Origin of the sequence: Pedobacter zeae (genome assembly GCF_014196715.1) — a bacterium.
Lineage (GTDB): Bacteria > Bacteroidota > Bacteroidia > Sphingobacteriales > Sphingobacteriaceae > Pedobacter > Pedobacter zeae.
The window spans coordinates 706,767-722,580 of sequence record NZ_JACIEF010000003.1 but is presented as its reverse complement, the minus strand read 5'-3'; the positions used below and the strand labels follow the sequence as shown (position 1 = coordinate 722,580).

The following is a 15,814-nucleotide window of genomic DNA, read 5'->3' as shown; positions in this document are numbered from 1 at the left end:
TTATTAGGTAAATACTTATTGGCCGGGATTTCCTCAATCGCGATATATCCGCGTTAGGGATTGTAAGGGTCCGGTACCGATTTTTCATCGGTACCGGAGCGAAGCGTAGCCCTGAAAAGCCCGACCCTTGCATAGCTTGGGTAACGCCCATATCAGTTTGCAGTTCGCTGTTGGCGGTTTATAATTCTTTAGATTTTAATCGTTAAGGTGTATTACCAATCAACAATACAGAGAGTCGAGATTGCAGATCTCGACCAACAAAAAAGGCGATACTTTTGATATCGCCATTTTTATTTATGTTATTTAAGCACTAGCTTACGCCGTGTAATTTTACTTTTAATCCGTCCATGCTATTGTTTAACTGCAACTGGCAGGCTAAACGTGAGTTTGGTAACAGATCAGGCAAAGTATCAAGCATGGCATACTCATCGTCTGTCATTTCGTTAAGCTTCTCTTCGCCTTCCAAAACATCAACACAGCAGGTTGCGCACAGGGCCATTCCGCCACAGGTAGCAAGAATATCATATTCTGATGCTTTTAAAAACTCCATCAGGCTAAGGCCCATATCGGTTGGGGCAACGTGTTCGGTAACCGAGCCATCCGGCTCCTGCATATATATAGTAATGTTGTTTTCCATTTTGCTCTCTTTATTATCGCAAATATAGCAGAAAGCTTAAAATTCCGAAACCCCGTTTACGGTGGTATATTTCATCGTATATTTCACACCAGGGTTCATGTAAGAATAAGCACTGTGGCTCATTAATGCTGCCTCATGGAAACCACAAAGAATTAATTTTAGCTTATTGGTGTAGGTATTAATATCGCCGATGGCATAAATTCCAGGGATGTTTGTCGAATAATCATCAACATTCACTTCGATGGCACTTTTGCTGATGTTGAGGTTCCAATCTTCAATAGGGCCTAATTTAGGGCTTAAGCCAAACAAAGGAATCAGGTGATCGGCTTCTACAACAGTTTTTTCCATGGTACGGTTCTGAACAATTTCAACCTGCTCCAGCTTATCTGTTCCATATACGGCCTGAAGGTTGCTGTTTAAAACCAGGTTAATTTTTCCGCTTTCTGCCAATGCCATTACTTTGGCAACAGAATCGGGTGCACCACGGAAACTTTCACTTCTGTGTACCAAAGTCAGTTCAGAGCAAACTTCTGCCAGGTAGATGGTCCAGTCTAAAGCAGAATCGCCACCACCTGCAATTACCATTTTCTGATTGCGGTACTTCTCTGGGTCAAGGATCATGTAGTTTACTCCCTTACCGTTTTCAAAGTTTTCTAAATTTTCTACAGCTGGTTTACGTGGCTCGAAACATCCTAAACCACCGGCAATAACCACCACCTTAGCTTCGATAACGGTACCCATATTGGTGGTTAAAACGAAATCGGCTTCGCCACGCTTTTCTAAACCTTCTATACGCTCGCCTAAAGTAAACGTTGGGTGGAAAGGTTTGGCTTGCTCCATTAAATTATCGATAAGTTCCTGAGCCAGCACAGAAGGATAACCTGGAATATCGTATATCGGTTTTTTAGGATAAATTTCAGACAGCTGACCACCAACCTGAGGAAGGTAATCAATTAAATGACAACGCATTTTTAATAAACCGGCTTCAAAAATGGCAAATAAACCAACCGGACCAGCGCCTATTATGGCTATATCAGTAGTGATCATTAAAGAAAAAATTTGACGCAAAGTTACAAAATAAAGTCAAATCAATTCTCCTATTTAGAAATATTCTAGATAATTTTGCAATCCTATTATATTCAGTATTTTATATGCTTTGAGTTGATTAAAAACAAAAGTTAAAGGTTTTTGGCGGTCCAAAGCAAATTATAATTGGTCTATAGGTTTAGTGGAGAATAGGTGATTGTTTGAAATATTTGATCCCAACCGTTGGTTTCTCCAAAGTTTGTTAAACCATTAAATCCTGATTATAGCCGAAGTTCGAAAAAAATAATAACTTCCCTAAATTATAGTTCAGATGCCTGATTATTTTCTTATTGCTTTGCCTCTGGTGGCTTTTTGGGTATTGTTGTTTCTCATTTGCGGGCGGAGCTGGCAACTGCCTGCTGCCTTTATTCCGTTTTGCATATGGGGGCTTTATTCAGGAAACACCCATTGGAAATGGCTTTTGTTAATCCCGTTATTGTCTCTCTTGGTTGTTGATATCCATATTACAATGAGAGAAACCAAGTTTAGTCGAGAGATTAATATTTTGAGTTATGTCTTAACTATCCCTTTTTTAATACTTTACTTCTGTTACGGTCGGGGATTTGTAAAAGATGGGAGTTTAGTTTCTATCATTTGGAACTATGTTTTTCAGATCACAGTTTTAATATTTGCATCAAAATTCTGGTTTTCTGATATCTTACTTCTATTTATAAACCGCTTATGGGTAAAAGATAAAAGTAATATGGAAACACAGGTGATAGAAAAGTCGATGAAGACAATTGGCCGATCTACAAGTTATTATGTTGTGTTCTATAATTTGGGTAAGATGAAAGTTTCTGGCATATTTTATTTGTTTCTGAAATTAAGAAGTATACAGCCAGATGATAGAGTAGAAATTGTAATCAAAAAAGGCTGTTTAGGTACCGAATTTATTACTGGTTTTCCTAAAATATTATCCCGGTGATGCATTGCGAAGAAGTATAAATCTCCTTGGATTTGTACTTCTTCGCAGAATCAGTTACCAGCTCATCCCCAAATTCTGAAATACAAAGCTCCATACATCGGCTGCTTCTTCAATTAATTTGGTGGTTGGTTTACCTGCGCCGTGGCCGGCTTTGGTTTCTATCCGGATTAAAACCGGGTTTTCGCCCTTATAATTTTCCTGTAAGGTTGCTGCAAACTTGAAAGAATGTGCCGGCACCACGCGGTCGTCGTGATCAGCAGTTGTAATTAATGTTGCCGGATAATTAATACCGCTTTTTACATTATGGAGCGGTGAATATTTGATCAGGTAATCAAAATCTTCTTTTTTATCGCTCGTTCCGTACTCAACAGCCCAACCCCATCCAACGGTAAATTTATGGTAACGAAGCATATCCAGCACCCCCACGGCAGGTAAGGCAACCTTGAAAAGGTCGGGTCTCTGTGTCATACAGGCACCAACTAAAAGTCCGCCATTTGAACCGCCCGAAATGGCAATTTTAGATGGATTGGTATATTTTTCTTTAACCAGGTATTCGGCTGCAGCAATAAAATCGTCGAATACATTTTGTTTTTTGGCCAACATACCGCCTTTGTGCCAGGCTTCTCCATATTCACTTCCGCCGCGCAGGCTCGGTTGAACGTAAATGCCACCGCGCTCTAAAAACAACATGCGTGATAAACTGAATGCAGGCGTTAAACTAACCTGGAAACCTCCGTAAGCATAGAGGTAAACCGGGTTGTTGCCGTCAAGTTTGATCCCTTTTTTATGGACAATGAACATCGGCACTTTCGTTCCGTCTTTAGAGGGGTAAAATACCTGCCTGGTTTCATAATCGTCGGTATTGAGCTTCAACTCCGATTTTTTATACAAAATCGATTCGGCCTTGCCCACATTATAGCGGTAAATGTTGCTAGGGGTGGTAAAGTTGGTAAAGGTGTAGAAAAACTCCTGATCTTCTTTATAGCCACCAAAACCAGCAACGGTACCAATAGCAGGCAGTTTTACATCACGGATTTTTTTCCCTTTTAAATCAAATTGAATGATGTTTGTGCTGGCGTCTTTTAAATAGGTGGCCCATAAAAATCCGCCACCGGTTCCAATGCCTTCCAGCGCGAGTTTAGATTCCGGAATAATTTTTTGCCAGTTTTCCGGATCTGCATTTTTCGGGTCTACCAGAACCACTTGCCTGTTCTCTGCCCCTAAATCGGTATTTACCAATAAATTGTCGCCTACGTTGTCAATAACGCTATGGTTGTTTTCATAACCTTTTATCAGTAGGTTAATTTTGCTGCCTGGTATTTTTAAATCTTGGTAATACAAAGCATTGCCTGAGGTACCTGCGCTGGCATAAAGCACCAAAAAGCGCTCATCTTCCGTAACGCTGGCACCAAAATATAAGTTAGGGTTTGTTTTATCCTCAAAAATTAACTGGTCGTTTTTCTGTAAATCGCCCAATTTATGATAATACACTTTTTGGTACTTATTGGCTGCCGAAAGGTCGGTTCCTTTTGCAGGCTCATCAAATTTACTGTAATAAAAACCATCACCTTTCCACGCTGCGCCCGAAAATTTGACCCATTTTAACTCGTCGCCCAATTTCATTTTGGTAGCGATTTCCATCACATAAATATTGCTCCAGTCTGATCCTGCCTGTGCCACTGAGTAGGCTAAGTATTTTTTATCATGAGAGACCCCGAGCAACGATACCGCCGCTGTCCCGTCTGCAGTAAGTGTATTTGGGTCGAGAAAAACCTCCTCTTTGCCATCAAGGCCTTTTTTTATAAACCAGATGCTTTGGTTTTGCAATCCGTCGTTTTTGGTAAAGAAATAATATTCGCCAACCTTAAACGGGGCCGATTCTTTCGGATAGTTCCAAATTTCGGTTAAGCGCTTTTTAATATCAGCCCGGTAAGGAATCTGTTCAAGATAGTTTTGGGTTACCTTATTTTCAGCATTTACCCAGGCCCTGGTTTCGGCAGAGGTATCGTTCTCAAGCCAGCGGTAAGGATCGGCGATCGCAGTGCCAAAATAATTATCTATAGTGCTGTCTTTTTTCGTTTCAGGATATTTCATCAATGTTATTTTTTCTGCAGGTTTTTTACCTTGGTTACAGGCCAAAAGGCTTAATGCAAATAAGCTTAATAGAATTTGTTTTTTCATGGCGAAACAGATTTATTTACTAATATATGTCTTTTTTTCTCTTCTGGTTTGATTAGATAGGTTAGGGGATTAGACAGATAGTTATGCTTTGGTCTTTCCCCTTTAGTCTTTAAGCTTTTTCCCTTACCTTTGAAAATACATGGCAAAAAAGATTTATTTCGCTTCCGATTTCCATTTAGGTACACCCAGCTATTCTGAAAGTCGTACCCGCGAGGCGCGCATTGTAAGTTGGTTAAATTTTATTGAGCCAGACTGTAGCGAACTCTTTTTAATGGGCGATGTTTTCGATTTTTGGTTCGAATATGCTACAGTCGTACCAAAAGGCTTTGTACGTTTGCAGGGAAAGCTGGCCGCGATGACCGACGCCGGAATTAAAATCTACTTTTTTAAAGGCAACCACGATATGTGGGTACGCGATTACTTTACACAGGAAATCGGGATGGAAATCATCAGCGATGAACTGATTATTGAACGTGGAGGAAAGAAATTCTACCTGCACCATGGTGATGGTTTGGGCCCGGGCGATCGGCAATATAAATTTTTAAGAAAGATTTTCAGAAGTAAGGTTTGCCAATGGCTGTTTGCCCGTTTGCATCCCAATTTGGGGATTGGTATAGCCAATAGCTGGAGCAGGGGCAGCAGGGCCGCGCAAACCGAAAAGGAAGTGTTTTTGGGCGAGGATAAAGAGTGGCTGGCCATTTATGCCAAAGAACAATTGCAGCAAGCACATTTCGATTACTTTATTTTTGGGCACAGGCACCTGCCGCTCGATATAGATCTGGGCAATGGAAGCAGGTATGTAAATATCGGCGAATGGCTCAACTACAATTCTTATGGGGTGTTTGATGGACAGGATCTAAAATTGGAGTATTATAATCCATAGGCTTAGTTTTTAAGTTCTTTTCAGCTAGCAAACCCAGGCTTTTACCTAAATGCACCGCCCTTTGTTTCTAAACCCGATAAAACGAAAAGCCCGCATACCGATTTTTCATCGGGAGAGGACTTGAAGTGATAGCGGGGCTGCAGGCCACCACAGGGGAAGAACTGCCCATTTCCAAACCCTTTAAATTTGTTTCCAACTATTTCGTTAATGCCTATTTTTCGGAAAGCAAAACCGGTAGTTTAATTTAAAGTCCGTCGGGCTTTTCGTTATAGTCCCGATTTTAAATAAAAACCGGGAGCTGCCACTTCAATCCCGTTTAGTTACGCTGGTTTCTGCTGCTATTTGGGGTTGCATGGAGTTTAAAGTTTAAAATGCACCGCCCTTTGTTTCTAAACCCGATAAAACGAAAAGCCTGCATCCCGATTTTTCATCGGGAGAGGACTTGAAGTGATAGCGGGGCTGCAGGCTGCTACAGGAGAGGAACTGCCCATTTCCAAATCCTTTAAATTTGTTTCCAACTATTTCGTTAATGCCTATTTTTTCGGAAAGCAAAACCGGTAGTTTAATTTAAAGTCCGTCGGGCTTTTCGTTATAGTCCCGATTTTAAATAAAAACCGGGAGCTGCCACTTCAATCCCGTTTAGTTACGCTGGTTTCTGCTGCTATTTGGGGTTGCATGGAGTTTAAAGTTTAAAATGCACCGCCCTTTGTTTCTAAACCCGATAAAACGAAAAGCCCGCATCCCGATTTTTCATCGGGAGAGGACTTGAAGTGATAGCGGGGCTGCAGGCCGCCACAGGAGAGGAACTGCCCATTTCCAAACCCTTTAAATTTGTTTCCAACTATTTCGTTAATCCCTATTTTTCGGAAAGCAAAACCGATAGTTTAATTTAATGTCCGTCGGGCTTTTCGTTATAGTCCCGATTTTTCATCGGGCGAGGGCTTGAAGTGATAGCGGGACTGCAGGCCGCCACAGGAGAAGGACTGCCCATTTCCAAAACCGTCAAATTTATTTCTACCTAACAGTTAATCCCTGTGTTTTTAAAGCTAACCCGGGACCTTTTTTAATGTTCTCCAGGCCTTTCATTGCTGCCTGGACCTTAACCTTTAATCGTAAACAAACTAATTCAGCTTTTTTCCTTATTTTTGCATTTTCCTGAATTTTTGGGCCTATCCAAACGTCGGGAATTTCAACAAGAATACATATGTTAGATAAATTAGAAGCTATAAAGCTGCGTTGGGAAGATGTGGAAGAATCGTTGAGCAATCCGGATGTAATCCAGGATATGAAACGTTTTGCGGCTTTAAACAAAGAATATAAAGACCTGGGTAAGATTGTAGATGAGTATAAAGTCTACAAAAACGTGATGAGCAATATCGACGCCAACAAAGAAATTTTAGCAACGGAAAAGGATATTGAATTGCGGGAAATGGCGAAAGAGGAGCTGGAACTTTTGTTGAAACAACAAGAAGAGATGGAAAGTGCTATTCGTTTGATGTTGATTCCGAAAGACCCTGAAGATGCCAAAAATGCGGTATTTGAGATCAGGGGTGGTACAGGTGGCGACGAAGCGGCTTTGTTTGCCGGCGATTTATACCGCATGTATACCCGTTATTTCGAAACCAAAGGCTGGAGCGTTGAAGTGGTTGATGTAACGGAAGGTACAGCGGGGGGCTATAAAGAGGTAATTTTAAAGGTGAGTGGTGAGGATGTTTATGGTCAGTTAAAGTACGAAAGCGGTGTACATAGGGTGCAGCGTGTACCTGACACGGAAACCCAGGGCCGTGTACATACTTCTGCAGCATCGGTAGCTGTATTACCTGAGGCTGAAGAAATAGACCTTTACATTAACCCCGCCGATATCGAGCTGCAAACCTCCCGATCAGGAGGTGCTGGCGGACAGAACGTAAATAAGGTAGAAACTAAGGTGCAGTTAACGCATAAACCATCGGGCATTGTGGTGGTTTGCCAACGTGAACGTTCGCAATTGGGTAACCGTATTATTGCCATGGAAATGCTGCGCAGTAAACTTTACGATATTGAGTTGCAGAAAAAGAACGGCGATATTGCGGCTAAACGTAAAACGATGGTATCAACCGGCGACCGTTCGGCCAAGATCAGGACTTATAATTATCCCCAGGGCCGGGTTACCGAACACCGTATCGGTTTAACCCTATACAACCTGCCAAGCATTATGGATGGCGATATCCAGGAGATTATTGATGCGCTTCAGTTCGCTGAAAATGCAGAAAAGATGCAGGAAGGTGCTGCCAGTTAGGTAGTTAAATATATTTTAAAAAAAAATTTGCGAATTAAGATATAGTCTCTATATTTGCAACCTCGAAAGAGATAAGAGGTTCTGGCTTTAAAGAAGAACAAAAGGAGTGGTAGTTCAGCTGGTTAGAATACATGCCTGTCACGCATGGGGTCGCGGGTTCGAGTCCCGTCCATTCCGCAAAAACGGGGGATTTGCAAAAATTCCCCGTTTTTTTTTCGTAAATCAGCAAGTTTTCATCCTTCATTTTCAGCGCGTTATGTGCTCATAATGCTATCCGCTTAGGAGTTCGATAGATGCCTTTTTCATAATACATATTGCTATCGAATCCCAATCTAATTAACTCTTGCTTTTCTAAAGTGTTACTGATGTTGTAGTTGTCTTTTAAGTCTGTCAATTTTTCCACATTCTGCTGTACGATTTTATATGGTATTTGATGGTTTGATGGTAGCTTTTGAATCGTCGCCTGAAGGCTAATCTTGTTACGGTTTATCGTTGCCGTCCCAGCGATCATATGTTTCTTTTGAAATTTGGTTGGTGGCCCATATTTCTTTATGGAAATTGCTTTATTCCTCCGCTGCCAGTGCTTTTTCTTTTCTGCAAGCATTGCAATCACCCCAGGAAAAATGTGCTACCTTTCCTGCCTGTAGCCAATTTATAAACACACATCTTGATGATTATGATAGCCCTTTCCTGACGCATTTTATCTCGACAGTGACTTCTGAAATTATAGCATTGTGACAATTGAAAGTGAATTGACCGATGATACAGGGAAAAATCATTGGCTAACAAGCCACAAATTTACAATCTGTTGCATTTGTTTCAATTTGTATAGTTGGGTGCTGGATTTTATGCTTCTCCATTACTTGCACGATAGATGAAAGAACATCATCTTTCTGGTTTCCGTCGATAGTATTTACCACAACGTGCAATGAACTGATGTTGTAACTGCCGTCCATACTCCAAACATGAAAATCGTGAATGTTTTGAATGCCATTGATCTGATAGAGTTCGGATGAAAGCTTTTCAATATCCAAACGCTCAGGAACCGACTGCAATAATATTTTCATTGTGCCAATAAGATTCCGGGTAGCATTATATCCAATGAAAGTAGCAATAGCCAAAGCCAATATGCCATCTATCCAATGCCAACCTGTGTAGTAGATAACGATGGCGCCAATCAATACAGCTACCCATCCTAAAACGTCCTCCAGCAAGTGCAGCATAATTGCTTTACTGTTGTGATGGTGTGAATGGTCATGATGATGCTGGTGTCCGCTTTTTATCCTCAGAAATGCAAAGCCATTAATACCAATTCCTAAGGCAGCCAGCCACAACATTCCTTTGCTGTTTACGGGTTCGGGATTAACAAATGATTGATATGCCCCGATACACATAAATATTGCCCCGATCAGTAAAAACAAAGACATTCCCAGAGCAGACAGTAAAGAAAATCGCTTATATCCGTAACTGAATTTTGAAGTTCGCTTTTTGCCTGCCAGTTTTTCCAAAAGCACGGCTATACCGATAGCAACCGCGTCCGTAAAATCGTGAAAGGCGTCTGCAATAATTGCCGTCGAATTGGTAAGAATTCCGCCGATGATCTCAACGACTGAAAACAATAAATTGAGCCAGAAAGCCAATGAAATTCCGCTTTTATCCGAATGATGATGATGATGATGTTCCATTTTTATAATCCTTTTTTTCCCTCAAGCCAATATCCCTGAGAAGAAATGTTACCTTTCGATTTATTTTTTAACGTTTTTCTAAACGTCTGGACTGATTTTGCGTTTCCTGTTAATATAAAATTCGCAGTGTTCCATTCATCGGCGTTGAAAACCGGCAATTCATTGATCCATTGTTCGTTTCTGAACGTGTTCTTTTTAGAAAATACCGTATAATTTTCCAAGCCTAATAATTCTGGGACACTTTGGTTCTCATCATCCAATTCAAAATAAAACTGATATTGATGTTTATTCTTTTGCAGGATTGGTAGAATTGAGCAGGCAAGACCCAAAGATGTTTCGTCGCCAAAAACGAACTGCTGCCTTATAGTTCCATCGTACATTTTTTTCCCTCTTGGGATACTGATACGCAACTCATCTTCCGGTTTCAACCCATTAATGTATCGGCTTCCGACACCATTGCCGTGAATGTGAAAAATAATGTCCAAAATCCCCTCACCGAGGTTATGATATGATGCGGTATAGTTCCTGAATTCCCTATCGCTTACTCGAATAACATTGGCATAACCGACCTGGAAGTTCATCCGTGATATATCGCCCTGAAAGCGTATTTTCTTCAGGTTCGGACTGACATAAACTGTATCCAGTATTTTCATATCTGACATTAAAGAATCAGATTTTTCCGTCAGATCGGCCGCCCATTTTGGTAATTTAGAAATCATGGTTTATCGCATTAAAATTCCAATGCAAAGGAACTGCGAACGGAGATAGCAAACAATGGAATGAAAGGTGTAAGTATAGGACTAATCGCGGTTTTTATTTCTGAAAGTTAAGGCGGTCATTCCTGTGGCTTTATTGAACAGGCGGGAAAAGTAGGCATAATCGTCATAACCTAATTCAGCAGCAATCTCTTTGACCGATTTATTGGAATGGAAAAGCAATCGTTTGGCTTCCAGAGTAACACGCCGCTGAATATGATAAGAAACAGGAAATCCGGTTGTATTTTTCACACACTCATTCAGATAAGGAACGGAAATGTTTAATTTTTGAGCATAGTCGGCTGGTCGTTTATTTTTAATAAAATTCTGTTCCAATGCTAATTTGAATGCCTTGGTTACAAGCTCAAATCGGGAAAGTGTATCAGCATGCCCGGACCTTTCTAGATATTGTGATAGGAATAAAGAAATCAAAGTATTGCAACTATCTTTTAGCGATGACAGATACAATTTGCCTTCCCTTTCCTCAAACAGGTCAATGCACAACAAAAATGTTTGACTGATAAGAGAAATGTGTTTTGAACTTAGGGTTAGCGGCTTAGCCGGCGAGATTTCCTCCAATAATTTCAGGTATTGAGGGTGCAGGTTTTCATTGTTTATGGCTAGCAAACAAAATTCAATGTTTTCGGCTTTTAAAACGCTGTGAACCTGGTTGGGTGCAATGTAAATAATAGACGGCTTTTTTATCTGATGCTTCTCAAAATCAATTTCGAAATAAGATGTTCCTTTTTCCTGTAGGATAAAAAAATGATAATCGTGCCGATGTGAGTATTCGGCTTCTTCTGAAAGTCGTAAATCAGCAATCGGATATTTCCCAACGGCGATACCATTGTCAAACTCCTTGGCTAATGGCTTCAAAGGAATGGATTTCGATTTTCTGGTCATTATATCTTTTGACTCTTTTATAATATATTCTTTCGAGATGTTAAAGATAAAAGTTTTTTACCGCGACTTGTATCGTTACTGTCTGCCTTTCCTGCGAGAATAAAACTCTTAAAGGTTTTTGGAAGCCATTAAAAAAGAAAGGGTTGCCCACAGCGAAAAACCATTGAATGAAAATGACATATAGTTTGAAAGCTAGCCGAATAAATAATGACCTTCAATAATAATTACAGTTTTTCAATATCCTATCGGCTACCTGTATCTCATAGATGATCATTTGACTTAAAATGTATTTATCTGTGATTTTTGACGGTTTCGATGTCGTTAACAAACGCTAAAAACTTTATCAAAGGTTCGATTGTACCCCGTACAGTCCGCAAAAAGCAATATCAAAATTGTATAAAGCCTGTAATCATCATTTACAGGCTTTTTTATTTGCTCGAAAACACCAAATGATGCGTGTTTTATACTGCCCCCCCGGTTTATGAAAGGAATCCGGAAATTAGAGGTATTTCATTTGGATACAACGAAAGCAGATTTGGATACAACCGGTCTTTTATATTAAAGGAACTTTGCGTTACTAAAAAATGTAAGCGCAATGAAAATAGTAATCACAGGTTCCTTGGGCAATATAAGTAAGCCTCTAAGTGAGCAATTAATCGAAAATGGCGATTCCATAACCATTATCAGCAACAATGCCGGCAGGCAAATTGAAATCGAAAATATTGGCGCGATCCCTGCAATAGGCTCTTTGCACGATGCAGCGTTTCTGAAAGAGAGTTTTATGGGCGCAGACGCTGCGTTCTGTATGATTCCGCCAGACTATACACAACCTGATCAAATCGCATACTATCGGCGTCTGGGGGAGAATTATAAAGAAGCCATTCTGGAAACGGGGGTGAAGCGGGTTGTCCATTTGAGCAGTGTTGGGGCGCACCTGTCTTCCGGAACCGGATTTATTACCGGATCTTACCATGTTGAACAAATCCTTAACACCATCGGGCATATTCAATTGACCCACATCCGCCCAACTTTTTTCTATTATAACCTGTTGGCTTTCATTCCCATGATCAAATCTGCCGGGTTTATTGGTGCGGTTTATGGAGGAGCGGATCGGTTGCCGTTGGTCTCTCCCATAGACATTGCAGACGCCGTAGCCCAGGAAATCGTAAAAACCGGGCATACGCAGCTGATCAGGTATGTAGGAAGCGATGACAGAAGCTGTAGCGAGGTCGCATCGATTATTGGTAAAGCGATTGGAAAACCGGAATTAAAGTGGCTGACCTTAACTAAACAGGATGCAGAAAAGAGCTTGTTGAAAAACGGACTTTCCCAAGAGTATGTCGAAAAGATGCTGGAACTTGGTAATGCCCTTCACACGGGTAAGCTTCATGAAGATTACGATTTGCATACACCGGAATTGGGAAAGGTAAAGATGGAAGAATATGCGGTAAAGTTTGCGGCGTTGTTCGATTAGTATAGCTAAATTTAAAGATGAAAAACGAGGTGGCCAAAAGGATCAGGACAATCAGTGAATTCCATCGTTACCGGGGACTAGCTCAACCGGAACATCCGATGATAAGCGTTGTGGACTATAGTCTTATCCAGCCAAGCGGGCATGGGGAAACAGATAGTTTTATTCTCGACTTCTTTTCCATATCGTTAAAACGTACCACAAATGCAAAAATCAGGTACGGACAGCAACCCTATGATTTTGACTCCGGGGTGTTGTTTTTTTTGGCGCCTAATCAGGTATTCAGCATCAGGCATAGCGACGAAGCCAAAGCGCAACATACGGGATGGCTGTTGCTGATCCACCCTGATTTCCTTTGGAATACTGCTTTGGCTTCATCAATCAGGCAGTATGAGTTTTTTGACTATGCTGTTAATGAGGCACTTTTTTTATCGGAAAAGGAAGAAGATATTTTGAATGCAATTGTTCATAACATCCAGCAGGAGTATCATTCCAACCTTGATAAGTTCAGTCAAAACATCATTATTTCACAAATCGAAACGCTGCTTAATTACTCCGAGCGTTTTTATCAACGGCAGTTCATTACCAGAAAAAGAAGCAGCCATGAGATTTTGGTAAGGATGGAAAAAATCCTGGCTGGTTATATGGCAAATGATGCAGCGCACAAGGGCATCCCTACCGTTCAGTTTGTTTCTGAGGCTTTATGTGTTTCTTCCGGTTACCTCAGCGGGCTATTGCGATCTTTGACAGGAGAAAGTACGCAACAGCATATCCATAAAAAACTGATCGAAATAGCGAAGGAAAAGTTATCGACGACCCGCCTTTCAATAAGTGAAATCGCATACGAACTCGGATTTGAACATCCGCAGGGATTTAGTAAATTGTTCAGGAACAAAACGAATGCAACGCCCGCAGAGTTCAGAAAGCTATTTAACAGCTTTTAGTTAACCGGCTTGTAGGCCAGAGCCTGCAAGCCGGTTAACTGCCTTTTTAACTACCGGACGGAAACAGTAAGTCGTCTATCCGGTGCTAAGATTTATTAAAGCGAAAAAATCCCTCCATGGGTTTGTCTTTGCCTCAAAGCCGTAGTAGGTGAGTGGCCAACATAAATTTCCTTAAACCTGGCGGCCACTTTAAATTCTTTTCTTCCCTGTACCAATTGTTATTAGGGCAGGCTACACTTAAATCTCTTTTTGCTTTGGGCATTATCCATTGTTTTTTATAAATTAAGCCTGTAAAATTGACGTATTATCGCTGCGATCCGGATTTTCGAAAATTGATTTAATGAAAACGCCAGGGAAAGCCAACCTGCAAATTTGTTTATTCAGGCTTTCTTTGTAAAGAAAAGTACTGGCCCACTCAAAAACATATTCTATGCATACTATTTTACCTTTTCTGCTCGCCATGGTAGCTATAATTGTACTGTTAACCATGTGGGCTGCTAAACTCAAAATCGCATATCCAATTCTGCTTGTTGTTGGCGGGTTATTAATAAGCTTTATACCTGGGCTACCCATGGTAAAAATTGATCCCAACCTCATTTTTTTTATATTTCTTCCTCCATTGTTATTTGAAGCTGCCTGGTCCATTTCTTTTAAGGAGATGAAAAAGTGGTGGCGTATTATCGGGAGTTTTGCTTTCCTGGTTGTTTTTTTTACGGCGCTTTCGGTAGCCCTTGTAACCAACTATCTGATCCCTGGGTTTACCATAGCTTTAGGTTTTCTGTTGGGAGGTATAGTATCTCCGCCTGATGCTGTAAGTACGGGTGCCATCACTAAATTTGTTAAAATTCCAAAATCCACTTCAGCGATTTTAGAAGGAGAAAGTTTATTAAATGATGCTTCCTCCTTAATTATCTTCCGTTTTGCACTGGTGGCCGTAGGTACGGGGCAATTTATATGGCAAGATGCAGCGCTTAGCTTTTTGTGGATGGTTATTGGCGGGGCCGGGATTGGCTTATTGCTGGGCTGGATATTTGTTCAGGCACATCGGTATTTACCAACAGATGCTCCATCAGATATAGCACTTATGCTTATTGAGCCCTACTTGATGTACTGGATTGCTGAAGAGCTGCACAGTTCGGGTGTATTGGCAGTGGTAAGCGGAGGATTATTTATGTCGGCAAGAAGGCTTCTCTTTTTAAGCAGTACCAGTCGGATCAGGGCATTTAGTGTATGGGAAAGCTTTATCTTTATTTTAAATGGGATGGTGTTTTTGATCATTGGGCTCGAGCTTCCGGAAATTACAGATGGGCTTAAATCAAAAGGTATTCCATTAAACACGGCCATCGGTTACGGTTTGTTGGTTACCGGTGTTTTGATTGCTGCCCGCATAATCAGCTCTTATGCTGCGCTGATTGCCACACTTATTTTCCGCCCGAGCGTAGCTCCGGCCGCATCTTCAAGGAGGATGCGTTTCACCATGCCTTTATTACTTGGCTGGACGGGTATGCGTGGTGTTGTATCGCTGGCGGCTGCATTGGCTATACCCCTGGCATTTGATCATGGAACTGCTTTCCCGCAAAGAGACCTGATTTTGTTCATTACTTTTGAAGTAATCCTGCTTACATTATTGGTACAAGGCCTTACACTCCCTTATTTTATAAAACGCGCTGGTGCATTTGGCGAAAGAATTAACAGGGAAAACGAGGAAATGGTTAGGCAGAAAGTGAAACAAGATCTGAAAGTGCATTCCTATCAGTTTCTTAAAGATAAATATGATAACGAGTTGAATGGTAATGCCGCCATGGAAAAGTTGCTGAAGCATTTGGAAGAAAAATCTAAAGCCACAGACGATAGCTGGATGAATGAAAAAACAAAATCGATTTTTATGGAGTTGCTCGAAAGCCAACGACGGTTTCTTTCGGAGCTTAATAAGGATGTTTCGGTTAGTGAGGATGTGATTCGGCAGCAACTATACCAGATCGATCTGGAAGAAGAACGGTTGAGGGTGATTTAACCTTTTGCGTTGCTGTATTTATTTGAGATGAAAATCAACAGGTTATGCAATT

The 15,814-nt window shown here is 40.9% G+C and carries 13 protein-coding genes and 1 tRNA gene; 7 read left to right on the top strand and 7 right to left on the bottom strand.

What is annotated here, in order from left to right:
* Nucleotides 1-310 precede the first annotated feature (310 nt).
* Nucleotides 311-637, bottom strand: a complete 327-nt coding sequence (locus tag GGQ60_RS16180) for a 2Fe-2S iron-sulfur cluster-binding protein (RefSeq protein WP_229685134.1) — start codon at nt 635-637, stop codon at nt 311-313.
* Nucleotides 638-673: 36 nt separating this feature from the next.
* Entirely contained in the window at nt 674-1,684 is a 1,011-nt protein-coding gene (locus tag GGQ60_RS16175) for an NAD(P)/FAD-dependent oxidoreductase (RefSeq protein ID WP_183766316.1), read from the bottom strand.
* A 310-nt stretch (nt 1,685-1,994) separates the two neighbouring features.
* Between GGQ60_RS16175 and GGQ60_RS16170 the strand changes: the two genes are divergently transcribed.
* Complete coding sequence (locus GGQ60_RS16170; RefSeq protein ID WP_183766314.1) at nt 1,995-2,648, top strand: hypothetical protein; 654 nt, start codon at nt 1,995-1,997, stop codon at nt 2,646-2,648.
* Between the two features lie 54 nt (nt 2,649-2,702).
* On the opposite strand, the gene GGQ60_RS16165 is transcribed toward GGQ60_RS16170, so the two are convergent.
* The gene (locus tag GGQ60_RS16165; protein WP_183766312.1) at nt 2,703-4,829 is read right to left on the bottom strand and encodes a prolyl oligopeptidase family serine peptidase; all 2,127 of its coding nucleotides are present in this window, start codon (nt 4,827-4,829) and stop codon (nt 2,703-2,705) included.
* 139 nt (nt 4,830-4,968) lie between these two features.
* Here GGQ60_RS16165 and GGQ60_RS16160 point away from each other — a divergent pair, with 139 nt between their 5' ends.
* From GGQ60_RS16160 to GGQ60_RS16150, 3 genes are all read left to right on the top strand, one after another.
* On the top strand, nt 4,969-5,712 hold the full coding sequence (locus GGQ60_RS16160) for a UDP-2,3-diacylglucosamine diphosphatase (protein ID WP_183766311.1): 744 nt from the start codon (nt 4,969-4,971) through the stop codon (nt 5,710-5,712).
* 1,204 nt (nt 5,713-6,916) lie between these two features.
* Nucleotides 6,917-7,990 (top strand): peptide chain release factor 1, encoded by a 1,074-nt coding sequence (gene prfA, locus GGQ60_RS16155; RefSeq protein WP_183766310.1) that lies wholly within the window; start codon nt 6,917-6,919, stop codon nt 7,988-7,990.
* A gap of 103 nt (nt 7,991-8,093) precedes the next feature.
* A tRNA-Asp gene (locus tag GGQ60_RS16150) sits at nt 8,094-8,167 on the top strand.
* An 85-nt stretch (nt 8,168-8,252) separates the two neighbouring features.
* Here the strand turns inward: GGQ60_RS16150 and GGQ60_RS16145 are convergent.
* The 4 genes from GGQ60_RS16145 to GGQ60_RS16130 all read right to left on the bottom strand — a co-directional run bounded on the left by GGQ60_RS16145 (nt 8,253) and on the right by GGQ60_RS16130 (nt 11,333).
* Nucleotides 8,253-8,594, bottom strand: a complete 342-nt coding sequence (locus tag GGQ60_RS16145) for a hypothetical protein (protein ID WP_183766309.1) — start codon at nt 8,592-8,594, stop codon at nt 8,253-8,255.
* A gap of 178 nt (nt 8,595-8,772) precedes the next feature.
* Nucleotides 8,773-9,675 carry a cation diffusion facilitator family transporter gene (locus tag GGQ60_RS16140; protein WP_183766308.1) on the bottom strand — a complete coding sequence of 301 codons (903 nt, stop codon included), beginning with the start codon at nt 9,673-9,675 and terminating at the stop codon, nt 8,773-8,775.
* Nucleotides 9,676-9,677: 2 nt separating this feature from the next.
* Nucleotides 9,678-10,394, bottom strand: a complete 717-nt coding sequence (locus GGQ60_RS16135) for a siderophore-interacting protein (RefSeq protein ID WP_183766307.1) — start codon at nt 10,392-10,394, stop codon at nt 9,678-9,680.
* Nucleotides 10,395-10,475: 81 nt separating this feature from the next.
* Nucleotides 10,476-11,333 (bottom strand): helix-turn-helix domain-containing protein, encoded by an 858-nt coding sequence (locus GGQ60_RS16130; RefSeq protein ID WP_183766306.1) that lies wholly within the window; start codon nt 11,331-11,333, stop codon nt 10,476-10,478.
* 595 nt (nt 11,334-11,928) lie between these two features.
* Here GGQ60_RS16130 and GGQ60_RS16125 point away from each other — a divergent pair.
* The 3 genes from GGQ60_RS16125 to GGQ60_RS16115 all read left to right on the top strand — a co-directional run bounded on the left by GGQ60_RS16125 (nt 11,929) and on the right by GGQ60_RS16115 (nt 15,762).
* Nucleotides 11,929-12,807, top strand: coding sequence for an NmrA family NAD(P)-binding protein (locus tag GGQ60_RS16125; RefSeq protein ID WP_183766305.1), 879 nt, complete (start codon nt 11,929-11,931; stop codon nt 12,805-12,807).
* Between the two features lie 17 nt (nt 12,808-12,824).
* Entirely contained in the window at nt 12,825-13,748 is a 924-nt protein-coding gene (locus tag GGQ60_RS16120; RefSeq protein ID WP_183766304.1) for a helix-turn-helix domain-containing protein, read from the top strand.
* A gap of 430 nt (nt 13,749-14,178) precedes the next feature.
* On the top strand, nt 14,179-15,762 hold the full coding sequence (locus tag GGQ60_RS16115) for a Na+/H+ antiporter (RefSeq protein WP_183766303.1): 1,584 nt from the start codon (nt 14,179-14,181) through the stop codon (nt 15,760-15,762).
* Nucleotides 15,763-15,814 lie beyond the last annotated feature (52 nt).

What these genes read in the sequence shown, in the direction of transcription:
- GGQ60_RS16180 (WP_229685134.1), bottom strand. Translation starts at nt 637, where the DNA reads ATGGAAAACAACATTACTATATATATGCAGGAGCCGGATGGCTCGGTT.
- GGQ60_RS16175 (WP_183766316.1), bottom strand. Translation starts at nt 1,684, where the DNA reads ATGATCACTACTGATATAGCCATAATAGGCGCTGGTCCGGTTGGTTTA.
- GGQ60_RS16170 (WP_183766314.1), top strand. Translation starts at nt 1,995, where the DNA reads ATGCCTGATTATTTTCTTATTGCTTTGCCTCTGGTGGCTTTTTGGGTA.
- GGQ60_RS16165 (WP_183766312.1), bottom strand. Translation starts at nt 4,829, where the DNA reads ATGAAAAAACAAATTCTATTAAGCTTATTTGCATTAAGCCTTTTGGCC.
- GGQ60_RS16160 (WP_183766311.1), top strand. Translation starts at nt 4,969, where the DNA reads ATGGCAAAAAAGATTTATTTCGCTTCCGATTTCCATTTAGGTACACCC.
- prfA (WP_183766310.1), top strand. Translation starts at nt 6,917, where the DNA reads ATGTTAGATAAATTAGAAGCTATAAAGCTGCGTTGGGAAGATGTGGAA.
- GGQ60_RS16145 (WP_183766309.1), bottom strand. Translation starts at nt 8,594, where the DNA reads ATGCTTGCAGAAAAGAAAAAGCACTGGCAGCGGAGGAATAAAGCAATT.
- GGQ60_RS16140 (WP_183766308.1), bottom strand. Translation starts at nt 9,675, where the DNA reads ATGGAACATCATCATCATCATCATTCGGATAAAAGCGGAATTTCATTG.
- GGQ60_RS16135 (WP_183766307.1), bottom strand. Translation starts at nt 10,394, where the DNA reads ATGATTTCTAAATTACCAAAATGGGCGGCCGATCTGACGGAAAAATCT.
- GGQ60_RS16130 (WP_183766306.1), bottom strand. Translation starts at nt 11,333, where the DNA reads ATGACCAGAAAATCGAAATCCATTCCTTTGAAGCCATTAGCCAAGGAG.
- GGQ60_RS16125 (WP_183766305.1), top strand. Translation starts at nt 11,929, where the DNA reads ATGAAAATAGTAATCACAGGTTCCTTGGGCAATATAAGTAAGCCTCTA.
- GGQ60_RS16120 (WP_183766304.1), top strand. Translation starts at nt 12,825, where the DNA reads ATGAAAAACGAGGTGGCCAAAAGGATCAGGACAATCAGTGAATTCCAT.
- GGQ60_RS16115 (WP_183766303.1), top strand. Translation starts at nt 14,179, where the DNA reads ATGCATACTATTTTACCTTTTCTGCTCGCCATGGTAGCTATAATTGTA.